The 19,493-nt window shown below is 70.8% G+C and carries 17 protein-coding genes and 1 tRNA gene; 4 read left to right on the forward strand and 14 right to left on the reverse strand.

Translation table 11 applies throughout. The annotated features are described in order from the left end of the window. Nucleotides 1-6: 6 nt before the first annotated feature. Nucleotides 7-795, reverse strand: a complete 789-nt coding sequence (locus ACFU7Z_RS08640; protein ID WP_380777029.1) for a helix-turn-helix domain-containing protein — start codon at nucleotides 793-795, stop codon at nucleotides 7-9. Nucleotides 796-895: 100 nt separating this feature from the next. Continuing rightward, nucleotides 896-981, reverse strand: a tRNA-Leu gene (locus ACFU7Z_RS08645). A 62-nt stretch (nucleotides 982-1,043) separates the two neighbouring features. On the opposite strand from ACFU7Z_RS08645, the gene ACFU7Z_RS08650 reads away from it, so the two are divergent. Next, on the forward strand, nucleotides 1,044-1,730 hold the full coding sequence (locus ACFU7Z_RS08650) for an ANTAR domain-containing response regulator (RefSeq protein WP_380777030.1): 687 nt from the start codon (nucleotides 1,044-1,046) through the stop codon (nucleotides 1,728-1,730). 59 nt (nucleotides 1,731-1,789) lie between these two features. Here ACFU7Z_RS08650 and ACFU7Z_RS08655 read toward each other — a convergent pair whose 3' ends face one another. The 6 genes from ACFU7Z_RS08655 to ACFU7Z_RS08680 all read right to left on the reverse strand — a co-directional run bounded on the left by ACFU7Z_RS08655 (nucleotide 1,790) and on the right by ACFU7Z_RS08680 (nucleotide 8,708). Beyond that, nucleotides 1,790-2,506 (reverse strand): ABC transporter ATP-binding protein, encoded by a 717-nt coding sequence (locus ACFU7Z_RS08655; protein ID WP_380777031.1) that lies wholly within the window; start codon nucleotides 2,504-2,506, stop codon nucleotides 1,790-1,792. Further along, nucleotides 2,503-3,315: an ABC transporter ATP-binding protein gene (locus ACFU7Z_RS08660; RefSeq protein WP_380777043.1), complete on the reverse strand. Its 813-nt coding sequence runs from the start codon at nucleotides 3,313-3,315 to the stop codon at nucleotides 2,503-2,505. The genes ACFU7Z_RS08655 and ACFU7Z_RS08660 overlap by 4 nt, the downstream gene beginning before the upstream one ends. 8 nt (nucleotides 3,316-3,323) lie before the next feature. Further along, nucleotides 3,324-5,255, reverse strand: a complete 1,932-nt coding sequence (locus ACFU7Z_RS08665; protein ID WP_380777032.1) for a branched-chain amino acid ABC transporter permease — start codon at nucleotides 5,253-5,255, stop codon at nucleotides 3,324-3,326. A gap of 5 nt (nucleotides 5,256-5,260) precedes the next feature. Further along, nucleotides 5,261-6,190 carry a branched-chain amino acid ABC transporter permease gene (locus ACFU7Z_RS08670; protein ID WP_049651559.1) on the reverse strand — a complete coding sequence of 310 codons (930 nt, stop codon included), beginning with the start codon at nucleotides 6,188-6,190 and terminating at the stop codon, nucleotides 5,261-5,263. A gap of 177 nt (nucleotides 6,191-6,367) precedes the next feature. Next, nucleotides 6,368-7,594 (reverse strand): branched-chain amino acid ABC transporter substrate-binding protein, encoded by a 1,227-nt coding sequence (locus ACFU7Z_RS08675; protein ID WP_380777033.1) that lies wholly within the window; start codon nucleotides 7,592-7,594, stop codon nucleotides 6,368-6,370. Nucleotides 7,595-8,195: 601 nt separating this feature from the next. After that, complete coding sequence (locus ACFU7Z_RS08680; RefSeq protein ID WP_380777034.1) at nucleotides 8,196-8,708, reverse strand: PaaI family thioesterase; 513 nt, start codon at nucleotides 8,706-8,708, stop codon at nucleotides 8,196-8,198. A gap of 224 nt (nucleotides 8,709-8,932) precedes the next feature. On the opposite strand from ACFU7Z_RS08680, the gene polA reads away from it, so the two are divergent. Further along, complete coding sequence (gene polA, locus ACFU7Z_RS08685) at nucleotides 8,933-11,620, forward strand: DNA polymerase I (protein WP_380777044.1); 2,688 nt, start codon at nucleotides 8,933-8,935, stop codon at nucleotides 11,618-11,620. 64 nt (nucleotides 11,621-11,684) lie between these two features. Here polA and ACFU7Z_RS08690 read toward each other — a convergent pair whose 3' ends face one another. After that, a complete protein-coding gene (locus tag ACFU7Z_RS08690; RefSeq protein ID WP_049651562.1) occupies nucleotides 11,685-12,677 on the reverse strand; it encodes an Lrp/AsnC family transcriptional regulator in 993 nt (330 codons plus the stop codon). Between the two features lie 205 nt (nucleotides 12,678-12,882). On the opposite strand from ACFU7Z_RS08690, the gene ACFU7Z_RS08695 reads away from it, so the two are divergent. After that, a complete protein-coding gene (locus ACFU7Z_RS08695) occupies nucleotides 12,883-14,463 on the forward strand; it encodes an MFS transporter (RefSeq protein WP_380777045.1) in 1,581 nt (526 codons plus the stop codon). Between the two features lie 75 nt (nucleotides 14,464-14,538). On the opposite strand, the gene tgmC is transcribed toward ACFU7Z_RS08695, so the two are convergent. The 5 genes from tgmC to ACFU7Z_RS08720 form a co-directional block, all read right to left on the reverse strand. After that, a complete protein-coding gene (gene tgmC, locus ACFU7Z_RS08700) occupies nucleotides 14,539-15,681 on the reverse strand; it encodes an ATP-grasp peptide maturase system methyltransferase (RefSeq protein ID WP_380777035.1) in 1,143 nt (380 codons plus the stop codon). Further along, complete coding sequence (gene tgmB / locus ACFU7Z_RS08705) at nucleotides 15,678-16,643, reverse strand: ATP-grasp ribosomal peptide maturase (protein ID WP_380777036.1); 966 nt, start codon at nucleotides 16,641-16,643, stop codon at nucleotides 15,678-15,680. Before tgmB ends, tgmC begins: the two co-directional genes overlap by 4 nt. Beyond that, the gene (gene tgmA, locus ACFU7Z_RS08710) at nucleotides 16,643-16,915 is read right to left on the reverse strand and encodes a putative ATP-grasp-modified RiPP (protein WP_049649910.1); all 273 of its coding nucleotides are present in this window, start codon (nucleotides 16,913-16,915) and stop codon (nucleotides 16,643-16,645) included. Before tgmA ends, tgmB begins: the two co-directional genes overlap by 1 nt. A 117-nt stretch (nucleotides 16,916-17,032) precedes the next feature. After that, nucleotides 17,033-17,638 (reverse strand): hypothetical protein, encoded by a 606-nt coding sequence (locus tag ACFU7Z_RS08715; protein WP_380777037.1) that lies wholly within the window; start codon nucleotides 17,636-17,638, stop codon nucleotides 17,033-17,035. 12 nt (nucleotides 17,639-17,650) lie between these two features. After that, nucleotides 17,651-18,070 (reverse strand): ATP-binding protein, encoded by a 420-nt coding sequence (locus ACFU7Z_RS08720; RefSeq protein WP_380777038.1) that lies wholly within the window; start codon nucleotides 18,068-18,070, stop codon nucleotides 17,651-17,653. 292 nt (nucleotides 18,071-18,362) lie between these two features. Here ACFU7Z_RS08720 and ACFU7Z_RS08725 point away from each other — a divergent pair, with 292 nt between their 5' ends. Continuing rightward, entirely contained in the window at nucleotides 18,363-19,241 is an 879-nt protein-coding gene (locus ACFU7Z_RS08725; protein ID WP_380777039.1) for a glycosyltransferase family 2 protein, read from the forward strand. Nucleotides 19,242-19,493: the final 252 nt, after the last annotated feature.

Here is a 19,493-nt window from a genome sequence, read left to right on the forward strand (position 1 = left end):
CAGCCGTCAGTGCTTGGGGCCGATGTGGGCGTCCATGAGGGCGACGGAGTCCCTGCGGGCGACGGAGATGTTGACCTGGCCGGTGGGGCGGGGGATCGAGGCCTTCCACTGGACGCCGACGGCGTCGAGGGTGGCGGTGAAGAGGCCGATGATGTCGGTCGAGGTGTTGGTGAAGAAGTACCTCGGGTACTCGTAGTGCTTCCGGACCCCGTTGACCGTACGGGTGGCCCAGTTGGTGATGCGGCACCCGTCGGAATGGATCAGGCCGCGCAGGAACTCCCAGGGGTGGGCGTCCACGATCTCCTGCTGCCAGGGTTCCAGGGCTATGGTGCGTTCGTGCTTCTTGCCTGGGCCGTGCTGGGGGAAATGGCAGGTGAGGTGGTTCGAATAGATCTTGATGTCGTGGCACCCGGTGCGGCGCACCCGGCAGGGCTTGTTGTCGGGGAGAACGTGACGCATCGCCTGTTCGACGGAATCCATGACGCCCGGCCACTTGTCGTCGCAGGTTATCTGGAGGCTCTGGGTCCTGCGGTACTCGTTGGGCAGCAGGATGTGGCCGTCGCCGAGGTACAGGCCGAGCAGGTAGGAGTAGGCGGATCGGTTCAGCTCGTCGCCGTAGCAGTGCACGCACGCGGAGCGCTTGCGGCCGGGGAGTTCGTCGCGTTTGGCGAGGTCCTGATGCTTCCACCAGGAGACAGTGCCCTTCGGGACGCGGAGGCGGCGGGCCACCTCGGCGTTGCTGAGACCTCGACGGAGGAGGTGGACGGCCTGTTCGCGCACAGAGAGTGTGGTCATGTGCGCCAGAATGGGACGTGACAGCCCGGCCCGTGGACACATTGGATGTGATCCACTGGATACGGTGAAATCCCCAAAACCTGGGAATATGAGGAAAATCTGGTGCCGAGTGTGGGATTCGAACCCACACGCCCTTTCAGGCAATCGCTTTTGAGGCGATCGTGTCTGCCCTTCCACCAACCCGGCTGGTTCGCGCCCGTGAAGGATACCCTGTGAGCGCTGTCGGGCGCAGCTAGGTACCCTCGTGCATGCAGTACCCCGCCGGAACTAGGAGCCCCGTGAGCACCGCCGACGAGCAGGCGCAGCCGCTTGAGACCGATACGCCCCAGATCACCCGGATTGTGATCGCCGAGGACGAGGCGCTGATCCGTCTCGATCTGAAGGAGATGCTGGAGGAGGAGGGGTACACCGTCGTCGGTGAGGCCGGCGACGGGGAGACGGCGGTGCGCCTCGTGGAGGAGCTGAAGCCGGATCTGGCGATCTTCGACGTGAAGATGCCGGTGCTGGACGGGTTGTCCGCGGCCGAGCAGATCCACGACAAGCACCTGGCGCCGGTGCTGATGCTGACGGCGTTCTCGCAGCGGGAGCTGGTGGACCGGGCGCGGGACGCGGGGGCGATGGCGTACATCGTCAAGCCGTTCTCGAAGTCGGACCTGGTGCCGGCGATCGAGATGGCGGTGTCCCGGTACGCCGAGATGCGGGCGCTGGAGAAGGAGATCGGGGATCTCAGCCAGCGGTTGGAGACCCGGAAGCTGGTGGACCGGGCGAAGGGCGTGCTGCAGACCAAGTTCGGGCTGAACGAGCCGGCGGCCTTCCGGTGGATCCAGAAGACGTCGATGGACCGTCGGATGACGATGGCGGCGGTGGCCGAGGCGGTCATCGAGGAGGGCGAGGCCCAGGACCGCAAGAAGGCGGAAGAGGCCAAGCCCGAGTAGGCGTGCGGGAAGGGCCCGGCAGAAGAACGTTTCTGCCGGGCCCTTTCGCGTGCAGGGGCTCAGTCCTCGCCGAGGTAGGCCTTGCGGACGGACTCGTCGTGCAGGAGGTCGGCGCCCGTCCCGGAGAGGACGATGCGGCCGGTCTCCATGACGTAGCCGCGGTCGGAGAGGGAGAGGGCCGCCTGGGCGTTCTGTTCGACCAGGAGGATGGTCGTACCGGAGGACTTCAGTTCCACGATGGTGGACATGATCTTCTGCATCATCAGCGGGGAGAGCCCCATGGAGGGCTCGTCCAGCATGAGCAGCTTGGGCCGGGACATCAGGGCCCGCCCCATCGCGAGCATCTGCTGCTCGCCGCCGGAGAGCGTGCCGGCGGCCTGGCGGCGGCGTTCGCCGAGGATCGGGAACAGGGTGTAGGCCCGTTCGACGTCCGCGGTGATGCCGGCCGCGTCGGTGCGCAGGAAGGCGCCGAGGAGGAGGTTCTCCTCGATGGCCATCCGGGGGAAGATGTGCCGTCCCTCGGGGGAGTGGGCGAGGCCGAGGGCGACGATCCTGTGGGCGGGGACGGCCGAGAGGTCCTGGCCGTCGAAGGTGATCCGTCCGGCGGTGGGCTTGAGCAGGCCGGACAGGGTGCGCAGGGTGGTGGTCTTGCCGGCGCCGTTGGTGCCGATGAGGGTGGTGACCTCGCCCTGTTCGACGGTGAAGCTGATGCCCTTGACGGCCTCGATCTTGCCGTAGGCGACGCGGAGGTCCTCGACCTCGAGAAGTGCGGTCACTGGTCGGACTCCGTAACGGCGGGGGTGGTGCCTTCGAGCGGGGCGCCCAGGTAGGCGGTGATGACGCGTTCGTCGTTCTGGACGGTCTCGCGGTCGCCCTCGACGATCTTCTGGCCCTGGACGAGCACCGCGGTGCGGTCGCAGAGGTTGAAGATGAAGCGCATGTCGTGCTCGATGACGAGGACGGAGATCCCCTTGTCGCGGATCGCGAAGACGAGTTCCTCGGCGGCCCGGGTCTCCTGGGGGTTCATGCCGGCGGTGGGTTCGTCGAGCAGCAGCAGGCCGGGTTCGGAGGCGAGGGCGCGGGCGATCTCCAGCTTGCGCTGCTCGCCGTACGGGAGGTTGCGGGCGAGGTGGTCGGCCTTCTCGGCGAGGCCGGTGAACATCAGGAGTTCCATGGCCTTCTCGCGGCTCTCGGCCTCGGCGCGGTGGTAGCCGGGGCCGCGCAGGATGGCGGAGAAGATGCCCTCCTTGGTGCGGGTGTGCCGGCCGACCAGGACGTTCTCCAGGACGGTCATGTTGGCGAACAGCCGGATGTTCTGGAAGGTGCGGGCGATGCCGGCCTGGGTGACGAGGTGGGGCTTGGGCGGCAGCAGGGTGTCGCGGTAGCGGACGGTGCCCTCGGTGGGGACGTACAGGCCGGTGAGGCAGTTGAAGAAGGTGGTCTTGCCGGCGCCGTTGGGGCCGATCAGACCGATGATCTCGCCCTCGCCGACGGTCAGGGAGACGTCGTTGACCGCGGTGAGGCCGCCGAAGCGCATGGTGACGCCGGTGACTTCGAGCAGGGGTGCGGCGGTGGTGGTGGTCATCGGGTCGGTCACGCCCCTGACTTGGTGAGTGCGGTCGGCTCGCCGGCGGCCTGGGCCGGGACGGCGGCCTCGTGGAACTCCAGCTGGCGGCGCCGGTTGGGGATGAGGCCCTCGGGGCGGACCCGCATCAGGACGATGAGGGCGGCGCCGAAGGCGAGGAGCTGGTAGTCGGCGAGGAACTCGAGCTTCTTCGGGATGAGGAAGAGCAGGGTGGCGCCGGCCAGCGGGCCGCTGATGGTGCCCATGCCGCCGAGGATGACGGCGGCGAGCAGGAAGGCGGAGTTCGGCGGGAGGGCTTCGGCGAAGGTGTACTGGTCGGGGGTGACGGTGTAGCTGACGTGGGCCTGGACGGTGCCGGCCAGGCCGGCCAGCAGGGCGCCGAGGGCGAAGGCGAGCAGCTTGAGCCGGAAGCCGTTGATGCCCATGGCCTCGGCGGCGGTCTCGTCCTCGCGGATGGCGACCCAGGCGCGGCCGATGCGGGAGTTGCCGACCCGGGCGAAGACCAGCACGACCAGGGCGGTGACCAGCAGCATCAGCAGGTAGTAGTTGGAGAAGCGGCCGAGTTCGACGCCGGCCACGGTGTGCGGCTTGCCGAGGTCGAAGCCGAGGATCTGCAGGTCCGGGATGCGCGGGATGCCGTTGGAGCCGTTGGTGACCTTGGGGCCGGTGGTGCCGTTGAGGTTGAGCATGGTGATGCGGAAGATCTCGCCGAACCCGAGGGTGACGATGGCGAGGTAGTCGCCGCGCAGCCGCAGGGTGGGGGCGCCGATCAGGACGCCGAAGACCATCGAGACGACGGCGCCGGTGAGCATCGCGGCCCAGAACGGGAACTGGACGTGGATGGGCGAGGCGGGGGAGCCGGAGACCAGGGCGGCGGCGTAGGCGCCGACGCCGAGGAAGGCGACATACCCGAGGTCGAGCAGGCCGGCCAGGCCGACGACGATGTTGAGGCCGAGGGCGACGGTGGCGAAGATCAGGATGTTGGTGGCGACCGAGGTGTACTGGTCGCTGGTCTGGGTGAACGGGAAGCCGGCGGCGGCGGCGAAGGCGGCGCCGGTGGTGACCGGGCGGTGCTTGACGGTCAGCGCGCGCAGCCGGGCGAGCAGGCCGGACCTGGTCAGGGCGGGGACGGCGAGGGCGACGAACAGCAGGTAGCCGGTGAAGAGTTCGCCGTACTCGGTGTCGATGCCGAAGGTGATCGCGAACAGTCCGGTCCCGAAGGCGAGGACGATCAGCAGCACCTCGACCCAGGAGGGGAGGGCCCGCGGCGCGGCCAGCGGGCGGTCGATCCGGCCCAGCCGCAGCCCGCTGTTGGCGAGGTGGCCGAGCTGGAGCAGCAGGACGACGCCGGCCGCGATGGCGAGGCCGCCGGCCAGGGCGGTCATGACCGGGGCCACCGGCTTGTCGCCGGGGATGGCGTGCGCGCCGAACCAGGCGGCGGGGGCGACCGGGACGAGCAGGAAGAGGCGCCTGTCGAGGATCCGCAGCGGGACGGCGGTGCGGCGGTCGAGGGGCAGGCCGAGGGCGCCGAGGACGGCGAGCAGGCCGCCCGCGGCGAGCACCCAGCCGCCGGGTTCGAGGTTGGCGAGGCCGCCGAGCTCGGAGGAGATGGCGGCGACCGCGTAGACGGCGACGGTGAGGGCGCCGGTGGCGGCGTACAGGACGGCGTTGTTGCTGCGGGTGGGGGCGGCCCAGCGCAGGCCGGGGACGCCCTGGGCGGCGAGCAGCAGGACGAGGGTGAGCAGGCCGGCGGCGAGGGCGAGCCACTGGAGGCCGGCCGGGGAGCCGTAGTAGGTGAGGTCGCCGGGGAAGTCGGAGGTCCAGGTCCAGGACATGGCGGCGGAGGCGGCGGTGGCGAGGGCGCCGAGTCCGGTGACGGCGGCGGCGGCGCGGGCCGGCAGCGGGATGACCGGGGTCGTCTCGGTACGGGTGGTGGTCATGGTGGTCACGCCCTGTCCGCGACGCGCTCGCCGAGCAGGCCCTGGGGCCGGATCAGGAGGACGAGGATGAGGAGAACGAAGGCCCAGACGTCCTTCCAGGCGCCGCCCCCGAAGAGGTGCATGCCGGGCAGGTGCTGGATGTAGCCGGTGGCGAGGGCTTCGGCGAGGCCGAGGGCGAGGCCGCCGAGCATGGCGCCGTAGATGTTGCCGATGCCGCCGAGGACGGCGGCGGTGAAGGCCTTGAGGCCGAGGATGAAGCCCATCCGGAAGTCGACCTGGCCGCTGCGCAGCCCGTACGCGACGGCGGCGACGGCGGCGAACGCGGCGCCGATGGCGAAGGCCATGACGATGATGCGGTCGGTGTCGATGCCCATCAGCTTGGCGGTGTCCGGGTCCTGGCTGGTGGCCTGCATGGCGCGCCCGGAGCGGGTGCGGGTGACGAACCAGCCGAGGGCGAGCATGCACAGCGGGGCGGCGATGATCAGGAAGAGGTCGCTGCGCTGGATGGTGACGGAGCCGAGGCTGAACGGGTCGCCGGGGATCTTGGGGAAGACCCGGGCCTTCTTGGCGTCCGGGTAGAAGGAGAAGACGAGCTGCTGGAGCAGGATGGACAGCCCGATCGCGGTGATCAGCGGGGCGAGCCGTGGGGCGTTGCGCAGCGGGCGGTAGGCGAAGCGCTCGGCGGCGACGGCGGTGAGGGTGGAGACCAGGATGCCGGCGATCAGCATGAGCGGCAGGGCCAGCCACAGGGTGGTGCCGCCGGGGAGGGCGAGGTAGGCGGTCAGGGCGCCGAAGCCGCCGACCATGACGATCTCGCCGTGGGCGAAGTTGATGAGCTGGACGATGCCGTAGACCATCGTGTAGCCGATCGCGACGAGCCCGTAGAGGGCTCCGAGGATCAGGCCGTTGGCCAGCTGCTGCGGTAGGTCGTGCACCGCTGGGCCTCCGTAGTGCGTTCGGGGTGTCCGCGTGGGTGGTGGATGTGGGTGCGCGCGGGGGCACTCGTGGCGCCCCCGCGCGTGGTGGTGGTGAAGTGGCGCCGGCGGTACCGGTGGTGACTGGGCGTCAGGTGGTAGGGCGGTTCTTCGGCCAGTCCCTGAACCGGCCCTGGATCAGCCCTTGAAGGTGCCGGACTTCTCCACGGCCCACTTGCCGTCCTTGACGGTGTAGACGGTGAGCTGCTTGTTGGTGGTGTCGCCGAACTCGTCGAAGGAGACGGTGCCGGTCACGCCGGCGAAGCTGACCTTCTGGACGGCGTCGCGGACGGCCTTGCGGTCGGGGACCTTGCCGTTGTTGTCCTTCACGGCCTGCTTGACGCCCTGGATGATGGCCCAGGCGCTGTCGTACGAGTAGCCGCCGTAGGTCTCGTAGGCGTCCTTGTAGCCGGCCGCCTTGTAGTCGGCGATGAACTTCTTGGCGGTGTCCAGGCTCTCGACCGGCAGGCCGACGGCGGTGGCGTAGTCGCCCTGGCTCTTGGGGTTGAGCTTGATGAAGTCGCCGCTCTGGATGCCGTCGCCGCCCATCAGCGGGATGTTGACGTTGGCCTCCTTGAGCTGGAGGGAGAGCGGGCCGGCCGCGGGGTACTCGCCGCCGTAGTAGACGGCTTCGGCGCCGGAGCTCTTGACCTTGGTGACGATGGCGGCGAAGTCGCGGTCGTCGGGGTTGACGTGCTCCTCGCCGACGAGCTGGCCGCCGAGCTTGGTGAACTCGCCCTTGAAGGTGCCGGCCAGGCCCGCGCCGTAGGTCTTCTGGTCGTCGATCAGGAAGACCTTGGTCTTCTTGGCGTCGTTGTAGAGGAACTGGGCGGCGAACGGGCCCTGGACGGCGTCGGTGGTGGCGGTGCGGAAGTAGGACGTGAACGGGCGCTTCTTCTCGCCGCTGGCCCACTTCTCGCCCTGGCTGAGGGCGACGCCGGTGTTGGCGGGGGAGACCTGGGCCAGGCTGGCGTCGTCGAAGATCTGCTGCATCGACTGCGACACACTGGAGTTGAGCGGGCCGACGACGCCGAGGACCTTGGGGTCGCCGACCAGCTGGGTGGCGTTCTGCTGGCCGGGGGCGGGCTTGCCGGTGTCGTCGAGGGCCTTGATCTCGAACTTGACGCCGGGGACCTCGTTGGTCTCGTTGGCCTTCTTGATCGCGAGGTCGGCGGAGTTGCGGATGCCGAGGCCGAGGGCGGAGAGGTCGCCGGTGAGCGGGGAGTCGACGCCGATGACGACGGTGGTGGAGCCGGAGTTGGAGTTGCCGCCGTCGGCCTTCTTCTCTCCGCGGGAGCCGCAGGCGCTGAGGCTGAGGGCACCGATAACGGCAATGCTCACGACAACTGCTGAACGGTGACGCACGAGGGTCCCCTTCGGTTCAGGAGGCGCCCGCGCCGGAGTGGCGGGAGCCGGAGTGCGCGGAGGGCCTGGCCCAATCGAATGGCGCGGTGACTGGCCGTGACTCTAGATGCCCTTGGGCGACTCGGGCAGTACTGGGCGCAGGCTGTGATTCTCTTGTTATGAGCACACGGAGTATTTGTCTCACCATGTGGTCGTTCCGGTTCGATCGATCCCGAGATGGCGGGCGTTTACGCGCTGGTAGGGCGATGTAAGGCCCAGAAATGGGGGTTGCAGCTGGCAGCGCCGATTATCGGACGCTCGTGTCCGATGCCCTGCTTCCGGCCTTGAGCGTCCGCATTGCGGACAACGGGGGCGCGGCCGAGTGGTCCCGGGGCGCCTGAAGGCCTCGGAACCGGCAATTGATCGGATTTCCTACTTGTTACGCAGCGTTACGAGCGCGGGATGTGTGCCGACCGCGCCCGGACATGTGAACGCCCCCTTGTCCAGACCAACGCCTGCCCAAGGTGGCGGAAGGTCAAACAAGGGGGCGGAAAAGGGACTTGATGTTGTCCGGAGTGAACTCCGGTCCGCTGTGCGGACGTTGTCACGCCTCGGAGTTCGGTCAGAGGTCGCGCAGCATGCAGGTCAGCCGGCAGCTGGTGATCCGCCGGCCGGTGTCGTCGGTGATCGCGATCTCGTAGGTGGCGGCGGTGCGGCCCTTGAACACGGCCGTCGCCACCCCGGTCACCAGCCCGGAGGTGGCCGAGCGGTGGTGGGTGGCGTTGAGGTCCACGCCGACCGCGTAGCGGCCGGGACCGGCGTGCAGCATCGCCCCGATCGAGCCCAGCGTCTCGGCCAGCGCCGCCGACGCGCCGCCGTGCAGCAGCCCGTACGGCTGCTGGTTGCCCTCCACCGGCATGGTGCCGACCACGCGGTCGCCGGAGGCCTCGATGATCCGGATGCCGAGCTTCTCGCCGAGGTGGCCGCCGGAGAAGGTCTGCGCGTTCACGCCGAGCTTGGCGAAGTGGTCCAGCACGTCCTGCGGGACGTTCAGGACGGGCGTGCCGTCGTGCGCGCTGTCGGGGGCGGTGCCGGGGACGGTCTCGGGGGCGGTGTCGGGGACCGCGTCGGTCATGGGGGAACTCCTGCCGCTCGGGGGTGTGCCGCCTGTGATCGTACGACCGTCCTACTCATAGGTAGCAGCGGTGGCCGGACCGGCGCGGCGTCCTTTTTGTCGGTGCCGGGCCATAGGATCGGTGGCCGGTAGTGGAATCGGCAGGAACGGACGTTGACGTGGCTACGCAGAGTACGGACAAGGGCGCGACGGGTGGCGGCGGGGCCGGCCCGCGGCCCCGGCTGATGCTGCTCGACGGGCACTCGATGGCCTACCGGGCCTTCTACGCCCTGCCCGTGGAGAACTTCAACACCTCCACCGGCCAGCCCACCAACGCGGTCTACGGCTTCGCCTCGATGCTCGCCAACACCGTCCGGGACGAGCAGCCCACCCACCTCGCCGTCGCCTTCGACCTCTCCCGGCAGACGTTCCGCTCCGTCGAGTTCCCCGACTACAAGGCCAACCGCGCCAAGACGCCGGACGAGTTCAAGAGCCAGGTCGGCCTGATCGGCGAACTGCTCGACGCCATGCACGTCCCCCGGCTGACGGCCGAGGGCTTCGAGGCCGACGACATCATCGCCACCCTGGCCACCGCCGCTGAGGCGGCCGGCTACGACGTCGACATCGTCACCGGGGACCGCGACTCGCTCCAGCTGGTCACCGACCACGTCACCGTGCTCTACCCGACCAAGGGCGTCTCCGAGCTCACCCGTTACACCCCGGAGAAGGTCGCCGAGAAGTACGGCGTCACCCCGCGCCAGTACCCGGACCTCGCCGCCCTGCGCGGCGACCCGTCCGACAACCTGCCCGGCATCCCCGGCGTCGGCGAGAAGACGGCCGCCAAGTGGGTCAACCAGTTCGGCTCCTTCGACGAACTCGTCGCCCGCGCCGACGAGGTCAAGGGCAAGATCGGCGAGAAGCTGCGCGACCACCTCGACTCGGTCAAGCGCAACCGGGTGCTCACCGAGCTGGTCCGCGACGTCGAACTCCCGCTCGGCGTCACCGACCTGGACCGCAAGCCGTTCGACAAGGACGCCGTCGGCACCCTGATGGAGTCGCTGGAGTTCCGCAACGCCAACTTCCGCGACCGCGTCTTCGGCATCGACCCGTCCACCGGATCGGACGCCGCCGAGGCCGAACTCGCCCCCGGCGTCGAGGTGGACGGCGAACTCCTCACCGACCCGGGCACCCTGGCCGCCTGGCTGGCCGAGCACGCCTCCGACGGCAAGACCACCGTCGCCCTCGCCGCCGTCTACCAGTGGGCGCTCGGCACCGGCGAGGTCACCGAAGTCGCCCTCGCCGCGGGGGAGACGGCCGCCTGGTTCGACCCGGCGCTGCTCGCCGAGGAGGACGAGCGGGCCTTCGCCGGTTGGCTCGCCGACGCCGCCGCCCCCAAGGCCCTGCACATCGCCAAGCAGGTCATGCGCGCCTTCGCCGAGCGCGGCTGGACGATCGACGGCGTCGTCGCCGACACCGCGCTCGCCGCCTACCTGATCAAGCCCGGCCGCCGCACCTTCACCCTGGAGGTGCTCGCCGAGGAGTACCTGGGCCGCTCGCTCACCCCGGCCCCCGCCACCGAGAGCGGCCAACTCTCCTTCGACGCGCCGGAGGAGGACGAGACGGCCGCCGCCCGGTCGCTGATGCTCCAGGCCCGCGCCGTGCTCGACCTCGCCGCGCTCTTCGACACCCGCCTCGCCGAGGTCGGCGCCGTCGAGCTGACGCGCGACATGGAACTGCCCATCGCCGCCCTGCTCGCCCGCATGGAGCGCTACGGCATCGCCGCCGACCGCGAGTGGCTCACCCGGCTGGAGGCGCAGTTCGCCGCCGAGATCCAGCGCGTGGTGGAGGAGGCGCACGCCGCCGCCGGCCGCGAGTTCAACCTCGGCTCGCCCAAGCAGCTCCAGGAGATCCTCTTCGGCGAGCTCGCGCTCCCCAAGACGAAGAAGATCAAGACCGGCTACACCACCGACGCCGACGCGCTCACCTGGCTGGCCACCCAGACCGAGAACGAACTGCCGGTCATCCTGCTGCGCCACCGCGACCAGGCCAAGCTGCGCACCACCGTCGAGGGCCTGCTCAAGACCGTCTCGCCCAAGGGCCGGATCCACACCACCTTCAACCAGATGGTCGCCGCCACCGGCCGGCTCTCCTCGCAGGACCCGAACCTGCAGAACATCCCGGTCCGCACCGAGGAGGGCCGGGCGATCCGCCGCGCCTTCATCGTCGGCGAGGGCTACGAGTCGCTGCTCACCGCCGACTACTCGCAGATCGAACTGCGGATCATGGCGCACCTGTCCGAGGACGAGGCGCTGCTGGAGGCCTTCGCCTCCGGCGAGGACCTGCACACCACCGTCGCCTCCCAGGTCTTCGAGGTACCGGGCGCGGCGGTGGACGCCGAGATGCGCCGCAAGATCAAGGCGATGTCCTACGGCCTGGCGTACGGGCTGTCCGCGTACGGGCTCTCGCAGCAGCTCGGCATCAAGCCGACCGAGGCCCAGGGCCTGATGGACACCTACTTCGAGCGCTTCGGCGGCGTCCGGGACTACCTGCGCCGGGTCGTCGACGAGGCCCGGGCCACCGGCTACACCGAGACCCTCCTCGGCCGCCGCCGCTACCTGCCGGACCTCAACAGCGACAACCGCCAGCGCCGCGAGATGGCCGAGCGGATGGCCCTCAACGCCCCGATCCAGGGCTCGGCCGCCGACATCGTCAAGATCGCCATGCTCCGGGTCGACGAGGCGCTGCGCACGGCCGGCCTCACCTCCCGGATGCTGCTCCAGGTGCACGACGAAATCGTGCTGGAGCTGGCCCCCGGCGAGCGCGAGCGGGTCGAGGCCGTCGTCCGCGAGCAGATGGCGGGCGCCTACCCGCTGCGCGCCCCGCTGGACGTCTCGGTCGGCGTCGGTCCGAACTGGGAGGCCGCCGCGCACTGACGGGTGGCCTTCGGGCGGGTCCGGGCGCGCGAGGCGTCCGGGCCCGTTCCTCGGCGCGCCCGCGTCAGCCCAGCGGGGGGTGGATCAGCCGTCCGTGGTGGATCAGGGACACGGACTGCTTGAGGCGGCGGACGCGGATGCTGATCTCGTAGCCCCTGATGCCCTCGATGCGGGCCAGGCGGCCGCTGAGGTAGCGGTAGAAGTCGGGGGTGTCCCGGCAGATGACGACGGCCATGAGGTTGTGCCTGCCACTGGTCGCCGCGACGAAGGCGCATTCCTCGTGCCGGCCGAGCTCCTCGCCGATCCGGTCGAGTCCGGGCAGGTCGACCTGGAGCCAGAGGACGGCGTTGAGCTCGTAGCCGAGGCGCTCCGGCAGGATGTCGATGCCGTAGGCGAGGGAGCCGGAGGCCTCCAGGGCCTCCAGCCGGCGGGCGACCCGGGGCGTGGACCAGCCGGTGACCTCCGCCAGGCGGGTGTGGGAGGCGCGGCCGTCCTCCGCCAGGGCCTCGAAGAGCGGGAGGTCCTCGTCGGCCGGGGCGAGCGGTGGCCCGGCGGCCACGGGACGCTCCGCCGTCAGCAGTCGCACCTGCTCGTCGGTCAGGGAGCGCTCCCCGCCGGCCCAGCCGACCGCGTCCGGGGCGCCGAACGCGTGCAGGAGGAGGTCGACGCTCATGTCGAGGACCGAGGCGGCGCGCGGGAGCTGCCGCAGCAGGACGTCGTCGCGCCCGGTGCCGGCGGCCGAGCGGATGGTGCAGATGATCTCCGACCCGCCGGAGGCGATGCTGGCGTAGCCGACCTCGGGCCTGCGGGCCAGGGAGTCGGCGACGGGCCCCACGGCCTCCGGGCGGCAGCGCAGCCGCGCGACCCACTCCGCCTGCCCGTGGGCGGACGGGCTCCGCTGCCCGATGACGCGCAGGATCCCGCCGCGCCGCAGCGCGTTGTAGCGGCGGGCCACGGTCTGTTCGGACACCCCCACGACCTCGCCGAGGCGGCGGAACGAGACCCGGGGGGCGCTGTAGAGCCCGTGGATGATTTTGCGGTCCAGATCGTCAGGCACGGAGGAATCCTGACACAGGTGCGGGCCGGAACGGAGGTTCCGGTACGTCTGCCGGGATCGCTTGGGGATTCCCCGCCCGTGGGGCCGAAGCTTTGCGGTGCCCCCAGCAACCGGTGCCCGAGCGGCATCCCGCAGTCGAAGGAACCACCCCGTGAACTCCGCAACGGTGCAGCGCCCCGTGGCCGGACGAGGCGTCACACTCGTCATGGCCTGCCTGGGCGTCTTCGTCGCCTACCTTCCCGTGACCACCGTGTCCGTGAGCCTGCCGGCGCTCCAGCGGGTGCTGGGCGCCTCGACCTCCCAACTGTCCTGGGTCTCGGACGCGTTCGTGCTGCCGATGGCCGCGCTGATCCTGACCACCGGGGTGTGGGGCGACGTCCACGGCCGCAAGCGGGTGTTCCAAGCGGGCATGGCCTTCTGCGCCCTGGGCGCGGCCGTCTCGCTGACCGCGGACTCGGTGCAGTCGCTGTGGGTCGGGCAGGCGGCCTCCGGACTGGGTGCGGCGGCCCTGCTGCCCACCACGCTGGCCCTGATCAGCCACGCCGTCCCCGACCACCGGGAGCGCGGGAGGTTCATCGGCCTGTGGGCGATGTCCATGCTGGCCTCGCTGGCCATGGGACCGCTGATCGCCGGGCTGCTGCAGCAGCACGTCCAGGTGCGCTGGATCTTCCTCCTGCCGATCCCGGTGTCCCTGGTCGTACTGGTCGTCGCGGCCTTCCTGCTGCCCGACTCCCGGGCGCCGCACGGCCGACGGCTCGACTGGCCCGGGCAGATCAGCGCGGCCGTCACGGTCACCGCCGTCGTCTACGGCGTGATCGAGGGCGGCGCCGACGGCTTCGGCACGCCCTCCGTGGTGGCGGCCCTGGTGATCGGCGCCGTCAGCGCCGTCGCGTTCGTCCTCGTGGAGCGCCGCAGCGACAGCCCGATGCTCGACCTGGCCCTGTTCCGCAGCCCCGCCTTCGCCGCCACGTCACTGGTCGCCATGATCAGCTTCCTGGGGCTGATCGGCTTCTTCTTCGTCCTGAGCCTGTACTTCGGCCTGGTGCAGCACCTGAGCACGTGGGAGGCCGGACTGCGGATGGTCCTGGTGTCCGGGACGTCCCTGGTCGCGGGCGTCCCCGTCGGACGGCTGATGCACCGGGTCTCCCCCCGGGTCATGATCACCACCGGTCTGGTGGTGATGGCGGGCTCGCTGCTGTCGCTGACCGGCGTCGACGCGGCCACCTCGTACGGGTCGCTCGCCTGGCGCCTGGTCCTGCTCGGCCTCGGCATCGGCGCCGTCCTCACCCCGATGACGGCCTCCGCGGTCTCCTCCGTACCGCACCACCTGGCCGGCATGGCCGCGGCGGGCAACAACGCCTTCCGCCAGCTCGGCGGCGCCCTCGGCCCCGCCGTCCTCGGCACCCTGCTCACCACCCGCGCCCTCGACGCCCTGCCCGGCCGCCTCACCGACGCCGGCGTGCCCACGGAGACCGGCGGCCACGTCCTCGCCGTCGCCCGGGAACAGGGCCTCGGCGCCGTCGCCGGGCTCGACCTTGGCCCCGCCACCAGGCCGGCCCTGAGCGCGCTCAGCGGCTCCTTCCTCGACGGCCTCCAGCTCTGCCTGGTCGTGTCGGCCTCGCTCGCCCTGCTGGCCGCCCTCGCCTGCGCCGTCCTCCTGCGGCCGGCCACGCCCGCCGCGCCCGGCCGTCCTGGCGCCGGGGCCCCGGCGCCGCGGACCGCCGCCGGCCCCGTCCTCGTCACCGCGGGCAGCGCGTCCACCCAGGGGCCGCAGCGCACCCCGTGACAGCGGGTGGCGCGGACCGCCCCAACCCGCGCACGGGTCGGGGCGGCAGGCTGCGTCCGATCCGAAGGGGTCGGGTCAGATCGGCAGGTTCCAGCCCGGGCCGTCGTGGCTGCCGAGCCAGACGCGTTGGCCGGCTGCCGAGACCGTGATGCCGAAGGCGTCCTGGGGCGGCTCGCCCGCGCTCTGCCAAGCCTCGATGGCGGTCTCCACCTGGTCCCACAGGTGGAGCGGTCCGCGCTGGACGACGGTCCAGCCGCCTGCCGGATCGGGTACGGTCCGGGCCTGCGATCCGGTGGCCACGTCCGAGAGGATCTGCCGACCGCCCGCCCCCATCCGTTCCGCTGAGGGTGCCGCGAGCTGCGCGACCCAGCTTCCGGTCCAGGTGTCGAGCTTCGCGGGATCGATGCGGCTCGCGCGCTCCTCGCCGGGGAGCAGGGCAAGAGCCGGACGGGGCGGCCGGTCGTGAGGGCGGGCGATCATGAAGCTGGTGTGGCCGGGCAGGAACCTGCCGGTGGCCTCGCCCGGGCCGGTCACGTCGAGCAGCGCCAGGGCGTTGGCGTAGCCCCACCCGGAGAAGGTGACCAGGATCCGGCCGCCCGGCTTCACCTGGTGGAGCCAGGCCGTCGGCAGGTACCGGACCGAGCACGTCGCGATCAGCCGGTCGAACGAGCCGCCGTCCGGGTCCCCGCCGAGGCCGTCGCCGGTGACGAGGCGCGGGGCGTAGCCGGCGGCCTCGACGGCCGCGGCCGCGCGTTCGGCGACCCGGGGGTCGCACTCGATGCTGGTGATGGCTCCGTCGCCGAGGCGGTGAGCCCCGAGGGCGGTCGAATAGCCGGTCCCGGTGCCGACTTCGAGCACCCGGTGGCCGGCGTCCGCGCCGAGCCGCTGCCACATGGCCAGCACGAGCGAGGGCAGCGTCGATGACGACGAGGGTGCCCCGGACACCGGCTGCTCCCCGGCCTCCTCCGGGCATGTGCGACCGTCGAGTTGGGTGACGAGGGTCTGGTCGGCGTAGACCCCCTCCAGGTATCCGGGGTCGCCATGGCGCACGGCCCGGTAGCCGGTGGGGGCGCTCCCGTCGATCGGGACGAAGTAGCCGCAGACGAACAGCTCACGCGGTACAGCGGTGGCGGCGTCGATCCACGCGGGGTCGGTGAGCGTGCCGTTCCCGGTGAGCTGGTCGACGAGGGCTGCGCGAAGGATGTCGGACGTGGTCATTCGTGGTGACCTCTTTCCAGTTGGTCGGCGATCGCGTGCGCGATCCGATGGGTGGTCCCGGCCGGCTGCCACGCCCACTGCCCGTTCGGGTTGCACTCCAGGAAGGACCACGTGCCGTCAGTGGTGACGGCGAAGTCGAATGCCCCGAAAACCAGTTGGAAGGCGGCGAGGTAGCGGGTGATGGCCTCGGCGACCGGGGCGGGGACGTCGATCGGGCTGCAACGCATTCGGTCCTGGCGGTGTCGCCAGTCGAGGTCCGGGCTGTCGATGCGGGTGCCGAAGAGCCGGTTTCCGACGGCGGTCACCCGGGTGTCGAACGCCTTGGGAACCCTGGCCTGGAACAGGTGCGGACACGCTGTCACGGCCTCGGTGATGTCCTGGCCGCGGACTTCGTGCACCCAGACGGCCTGGGCCTGCCCGTCGACCGAGTACGGGGTGTTCCACAGGGGCTTGTAGACCGTTCCGGCGACCTGGGCGGTGACGAACTTCCTTGCCTCGTGGTCGTCGTCGGTGATCAGGGTGTCGGGCACCCGGAATCCGCAGCGCTGTGCGGTGGCGAGCTGAGCCGGCTTGTACTCCGCTGCCCGGTTGAGCCACGGGTGGTTCACGTAGTGCGCCTCGGGAAGTGAGGCCAGGATGCCGCCCGCCCCCCAGAACGCCTGTGAGGCGGCGAACCGGCGGTCCTGCCCGGCGAGGTCCGGTGGCCCGCCGTAGGGCGAGGGCCTGCGCACCCAGACGGATCGCACGGCCGTGAGGTCGAGCTCGCGGCTCGACGTGCGGAGGGTGCCGCGCTGAACGCCGGTGCCGTACACGGCAGTCAGCGAGGCACCCGCGTGCAGGTCGGTGCCGGGATCGAGACGGACCACCGGTACCCGGCGCTCGGCGAGCACCCGCAGGACCGCATCCGCTGTCACGTCGGAGGAGTTGGTCAGTACCAGCACCGACCCGCTTCGGTGATCCATCAGTCGTTGCTCTGGTCCTGGTCGTAGGACTCGGTCACGTCGCTGTCCGTGGCCCCGCCCGGCTTGGCCCCGTCACCGGGGCTCGTGTGGGTGGGCGTGACACCGCTGGTGCTGGTGCCGTGACTCCCCAGTTCGAGCGTTCGGCCGTTCTCGTCCACGATGACGGCGATCTGCGTCTCGGGGTCGATCACGGGCGTGAACGACGGGAGCGTGGCGGTGGCCGGGTAGGGCCCCATCCTGCTGATGCCCCACGGTGCGGGCGTCTGGGTCATGCGTTTCTCCTGGTGGTGGTCCGGATTGTGTCGTTGCAGCCCCGTCCTGGAGGGGAGGGGCTCTGGCCATGGCTCGGCGGGACTCAGGCGGTTGGAGATGCCGAGGGGGTGGAAGGTTCATCGGACGCTCGCCTCGGGCGGCGAGGAGTAGGAAGTCGGACCCGTCGACTTCTGGTGCTTGGTGGTCTGGGTGCGGCAGTGGGTGAGGGCGTACTTGATGCGGGTGTCGGAGTGGGGGGTGGTGGTGAGGAGTTCGCCGGCGGTGGTGAGGGTGGTCCAGTAGAGGGTGGGGTTGCCGGTGCGGGGGTGGGGGTGGGTGGTGGTGAGGGAGAGGTAGGCGGTGGTGAGGTTGCCGGTGGTGAACCAGCGTTGGAGGCCGTGGTGGTGGCCGGGGCGGAGGCTGCCGTGGGCGTCGATGGCGGTGAGGAGGTGGTCGACGATGGCGAGTTCGGTGTCGGTGAGGGACTTGGGGATGTCGAAGACGCCGAGGGCTTCGAGGAGTTCGCCGGTGTCGGTCTCGGTGCCGGGGGTGGGGTCGGCGAGCAGGGCGTCGTAGCAGTCGTTGAGGCGGCGGGTGGTTTCGGCGTGGGGGATGGTGAGGGCGAGGCAGACGGCGCGGGCGGAGGGGAGGGGCTTGCGGGTGCGGCGGGCGAGGAGGGCGTAGGTGTCGGCGGGGGTCCGGCCGCGGGAGAGGGCGTGGCGGGCCAGGGTCGTGAGGTGCATGGGGGCGGGCTTTCAGATGGTGGTGGCGGGGGCGATGTGGGCCCAGATGAACTTGCCGATGCCGCAGGGGCGCGGGGTGCAGCCCCAGCGTTCGGCGAGTTCGTTGACGAGGAAGAGCCCGCGCCCGTGCTCGTCGGAGGGCGCGGCAGCTCGGAGGGTGGGGTGGCCGCTGCCGGCGTCGTGGACCTCCAGCCGGAGGCGGGAGTTGATCAGAGCGAAGCGGATCTCGATGTGACGGTCGTCGGGGGCGTCGGAGTGCTGGACGGCGTTGGCGAAGAGTTCGTTGAGGAGCAGTTCGGCGGTGTCGCGGTAGCGGTCTCCCGAGGGCAGCCCGGAGAGGTATGCCCGGAGCAAGTACCGTGCCAGGGGCGTGGATTCGGTGCGGGAGTCGAGCCGGGCGGCGAACGCGCGGGGGCGGCGGGACGTGGGCATGGGGATACCTCGGAAGGGGCGTGCGAATGGGGGGAGCGCCGTGGATTGGGCGCGCTTGAGGTGACCTCGCTCTGATGCCGGGAGCGATGCCATGAATGAAGTCGGCACCCTCCCTACGGGCGAATCAGAGGCTTTTGGGCGCCAGTGGGAGCGGGGGCTGTGGGAGGGTGACCGGGATATCCGGGCCGGTGGCCCGGGAGCCGGTCCGTCTCGGCTGCCACGCGCACCGACGCGTCCCCGAGGAACGGCGCCGGCAAGATCGGCAAGGGTCTCTCATGTTGGGGTCGGTGTTATGGGTGTCACGCTGGGCGTGGTGGTGCTGACGATGGGAAACCGGCCTGCGGAGCTGACGGCTTTGCTGGACTCGGTGCGGGCCCAGGACGGCGGCGGCAGCGGCGTGCGGACCGTGGTGCTCGGGCAGGGCGTGGAGCTGCCCGAACTGCCGGACTGGGTGGACCCCGTGGAACTGCCCGAGAACCTCGGCATCCCCGGCGGCCGCAACGCCGGCGTCGAGCGGCTGCGCGAACTCGGCGGCACGGACGTGCTGGTGGTCCTGGACGACGACGGCCTGTTGCCCCGCACCGACACCTTCCGGCTGGTCCGGGAAGCCTTCGAGCAGGACCCGCAGCTCGGGATCGTGTCCTTCCGCATCGCGGACGAGACCGGGTTCACCCAGCGCCGGCACGTTCCCCGCCTCGGTGCCAGTGACCCGATGCGGTCCGGGCCGGTGACCACGTTCCTGGGCGGCGGCCACGCCATCCGGATGAGCGTGATCGACCAGGTCGGGCTGTTCCCCGGCGCGTTCTTCTACGCCCACGAGGAGACCGACTTCGCCTGGCGCGCCCTGGACGCGGGCTGGCACATCGACTACCGCGCCGACATGGTGCTCCAGCACCCCCGCACCGACCCGGCCCGGCACGCCACCTACTACCGACTGACGGCCCGCAACCGGGCCTGGCTGGCCAAGCGCCACCTGCCGGCCATCCTGGTGCCGGTCTACCTCACCTCCTGGGCGGCCTACACGGTGGTCCGCCGGCCGCCGTTGTCCGGTCTCAAGGCGTGGTGGTCCGGCTTCTTCGAGGGCGTGCGCACGCCCTGTCCGCCGCGACGGCCGATGCGGTGGAGCACGGTGTGGCGGATGGCGAAGCTGGGTCGGCCACCGGTGTTCTGACAGCCGACCCAGGAGCTCGTGTGGGCGTCGGCGGGGGCGATAGCAGGTTTTGACCATGGCGAAGTACCCCAAGGGAACCAGTGTGTGCGGATGGAGAGACTCGTCGTGCCTCACGTTCCTGCTGCGACGCCATCCAGCGGCCGGGTGGCACGACTCGGCCATCTCCTGTAAATGAGACCACACCATGCACTTATGTACATGAGTAGCGAATAGAAGAGTGCCCTACTCCTGTGCATGAGTCAACCCGTCGCG

The organism is Kitasatospora sp. NPDC057518 (assembly GCF_042802075.1).
Taxonomy (GTDB): domain Bacteria; phylum Actinomycetota; class Actinomycetes; order Streptomycetales; family Streptomycetaceae; genus Kitasatospora.

Bases quoted from the DNA above. Each gene is read 5' to 3' on its own strand.
- ACFU7Z_RS08640 (WP_380777029.1), bottom strand. From the start codon at position 795: ATGACCACACTCTCTGTGCGCGAACAGGCCGTCCACCTCCTCCGTCGA.
- ACFU7Z_RS08650 (WP_380777030.1), top strand. From the start codon at position 1,044: ATGCAGTACCCCGCCGGAACTAGGAGCCCCGTGAGCACCGCCGACGAG.
- ACFU7Z_RS08660 (WP_380777043.1), bottom strand. From the start codon at position 3,315: ATGACCACCACCACCGCCGCACCCCTGCTCGAAGTCACCGGCGTCACC.
- ACFU7Z_RS08665 (WP_380777032.1), bottom strand. From the start codon at position 5,255: ATGACCACCACCCGTACCGAGACGACCCCGGTCATCCCGCTGCCGGCC.
- ACFU7Z_RS08680 (WP_380777034.1), bottom strand. From the start codon at position 8,708: ATGACCGACGCGGTCCCCGACACCGCCCCCGAGACCGTCCCCGGCACC.
- polA (WP_380777044.1), top strand. From the start codon at position 8,933: ATGCTGCTCGACGGGCACTCGATGGCCTACCGGGCCTTCTACGCCCTG.
- ACFU7Z_RS08695 (WP_380777045.1), top strand. From the start codon at position 12,883: ATGGCCTGCCTGGGCGTCTTCGTCGCCTACCTTCCCGTGACCACCGTG.
- tgmC (WP_380777035.1), bottom strand. From the start codon at position 15,681: ATGACCACGTCCGACATCCTTCGCGCAGCCCTCGTCGACCAGCTCACC.
- tgmB (WP_380777036.1), bottom strand. From the start codon at position 16,643: ATGGATCACCGAAGCGGGTCGGTGCTGGTACTGACCAACTCCTCCGAC.
- tgmA (WP_049649910.1), bottom strand. From the start codon at position 16,915: ATGACCCAGACGCCCGCACCGTGGGGCATCAGCAGGATGGGGCCCTAC.
- ACFU7Z_RS08715 (WP_380777037.1), bottom strand. From the start codon at position 17,638: ATGCACCTCACGACCCTGGCCCGCCACGCCCTCTCCCGCGGCCGGACC.
- ACFU7Z_RS08720 (WP_380777038.1), bottom strand. From the start codon at position 18,070: ATGCCCACGTCCCGCCGCCCCCGCGCGTTCGCCGCCCGGCTCGACTCC.
- ACFU7Z_RS08725 (WP_380777039.1), top strand. From the start codon at position 18,363: ATGGGTGTCACGCTGGGCGTGGTGGTGCTGACGATGGGAAACCGGCCT.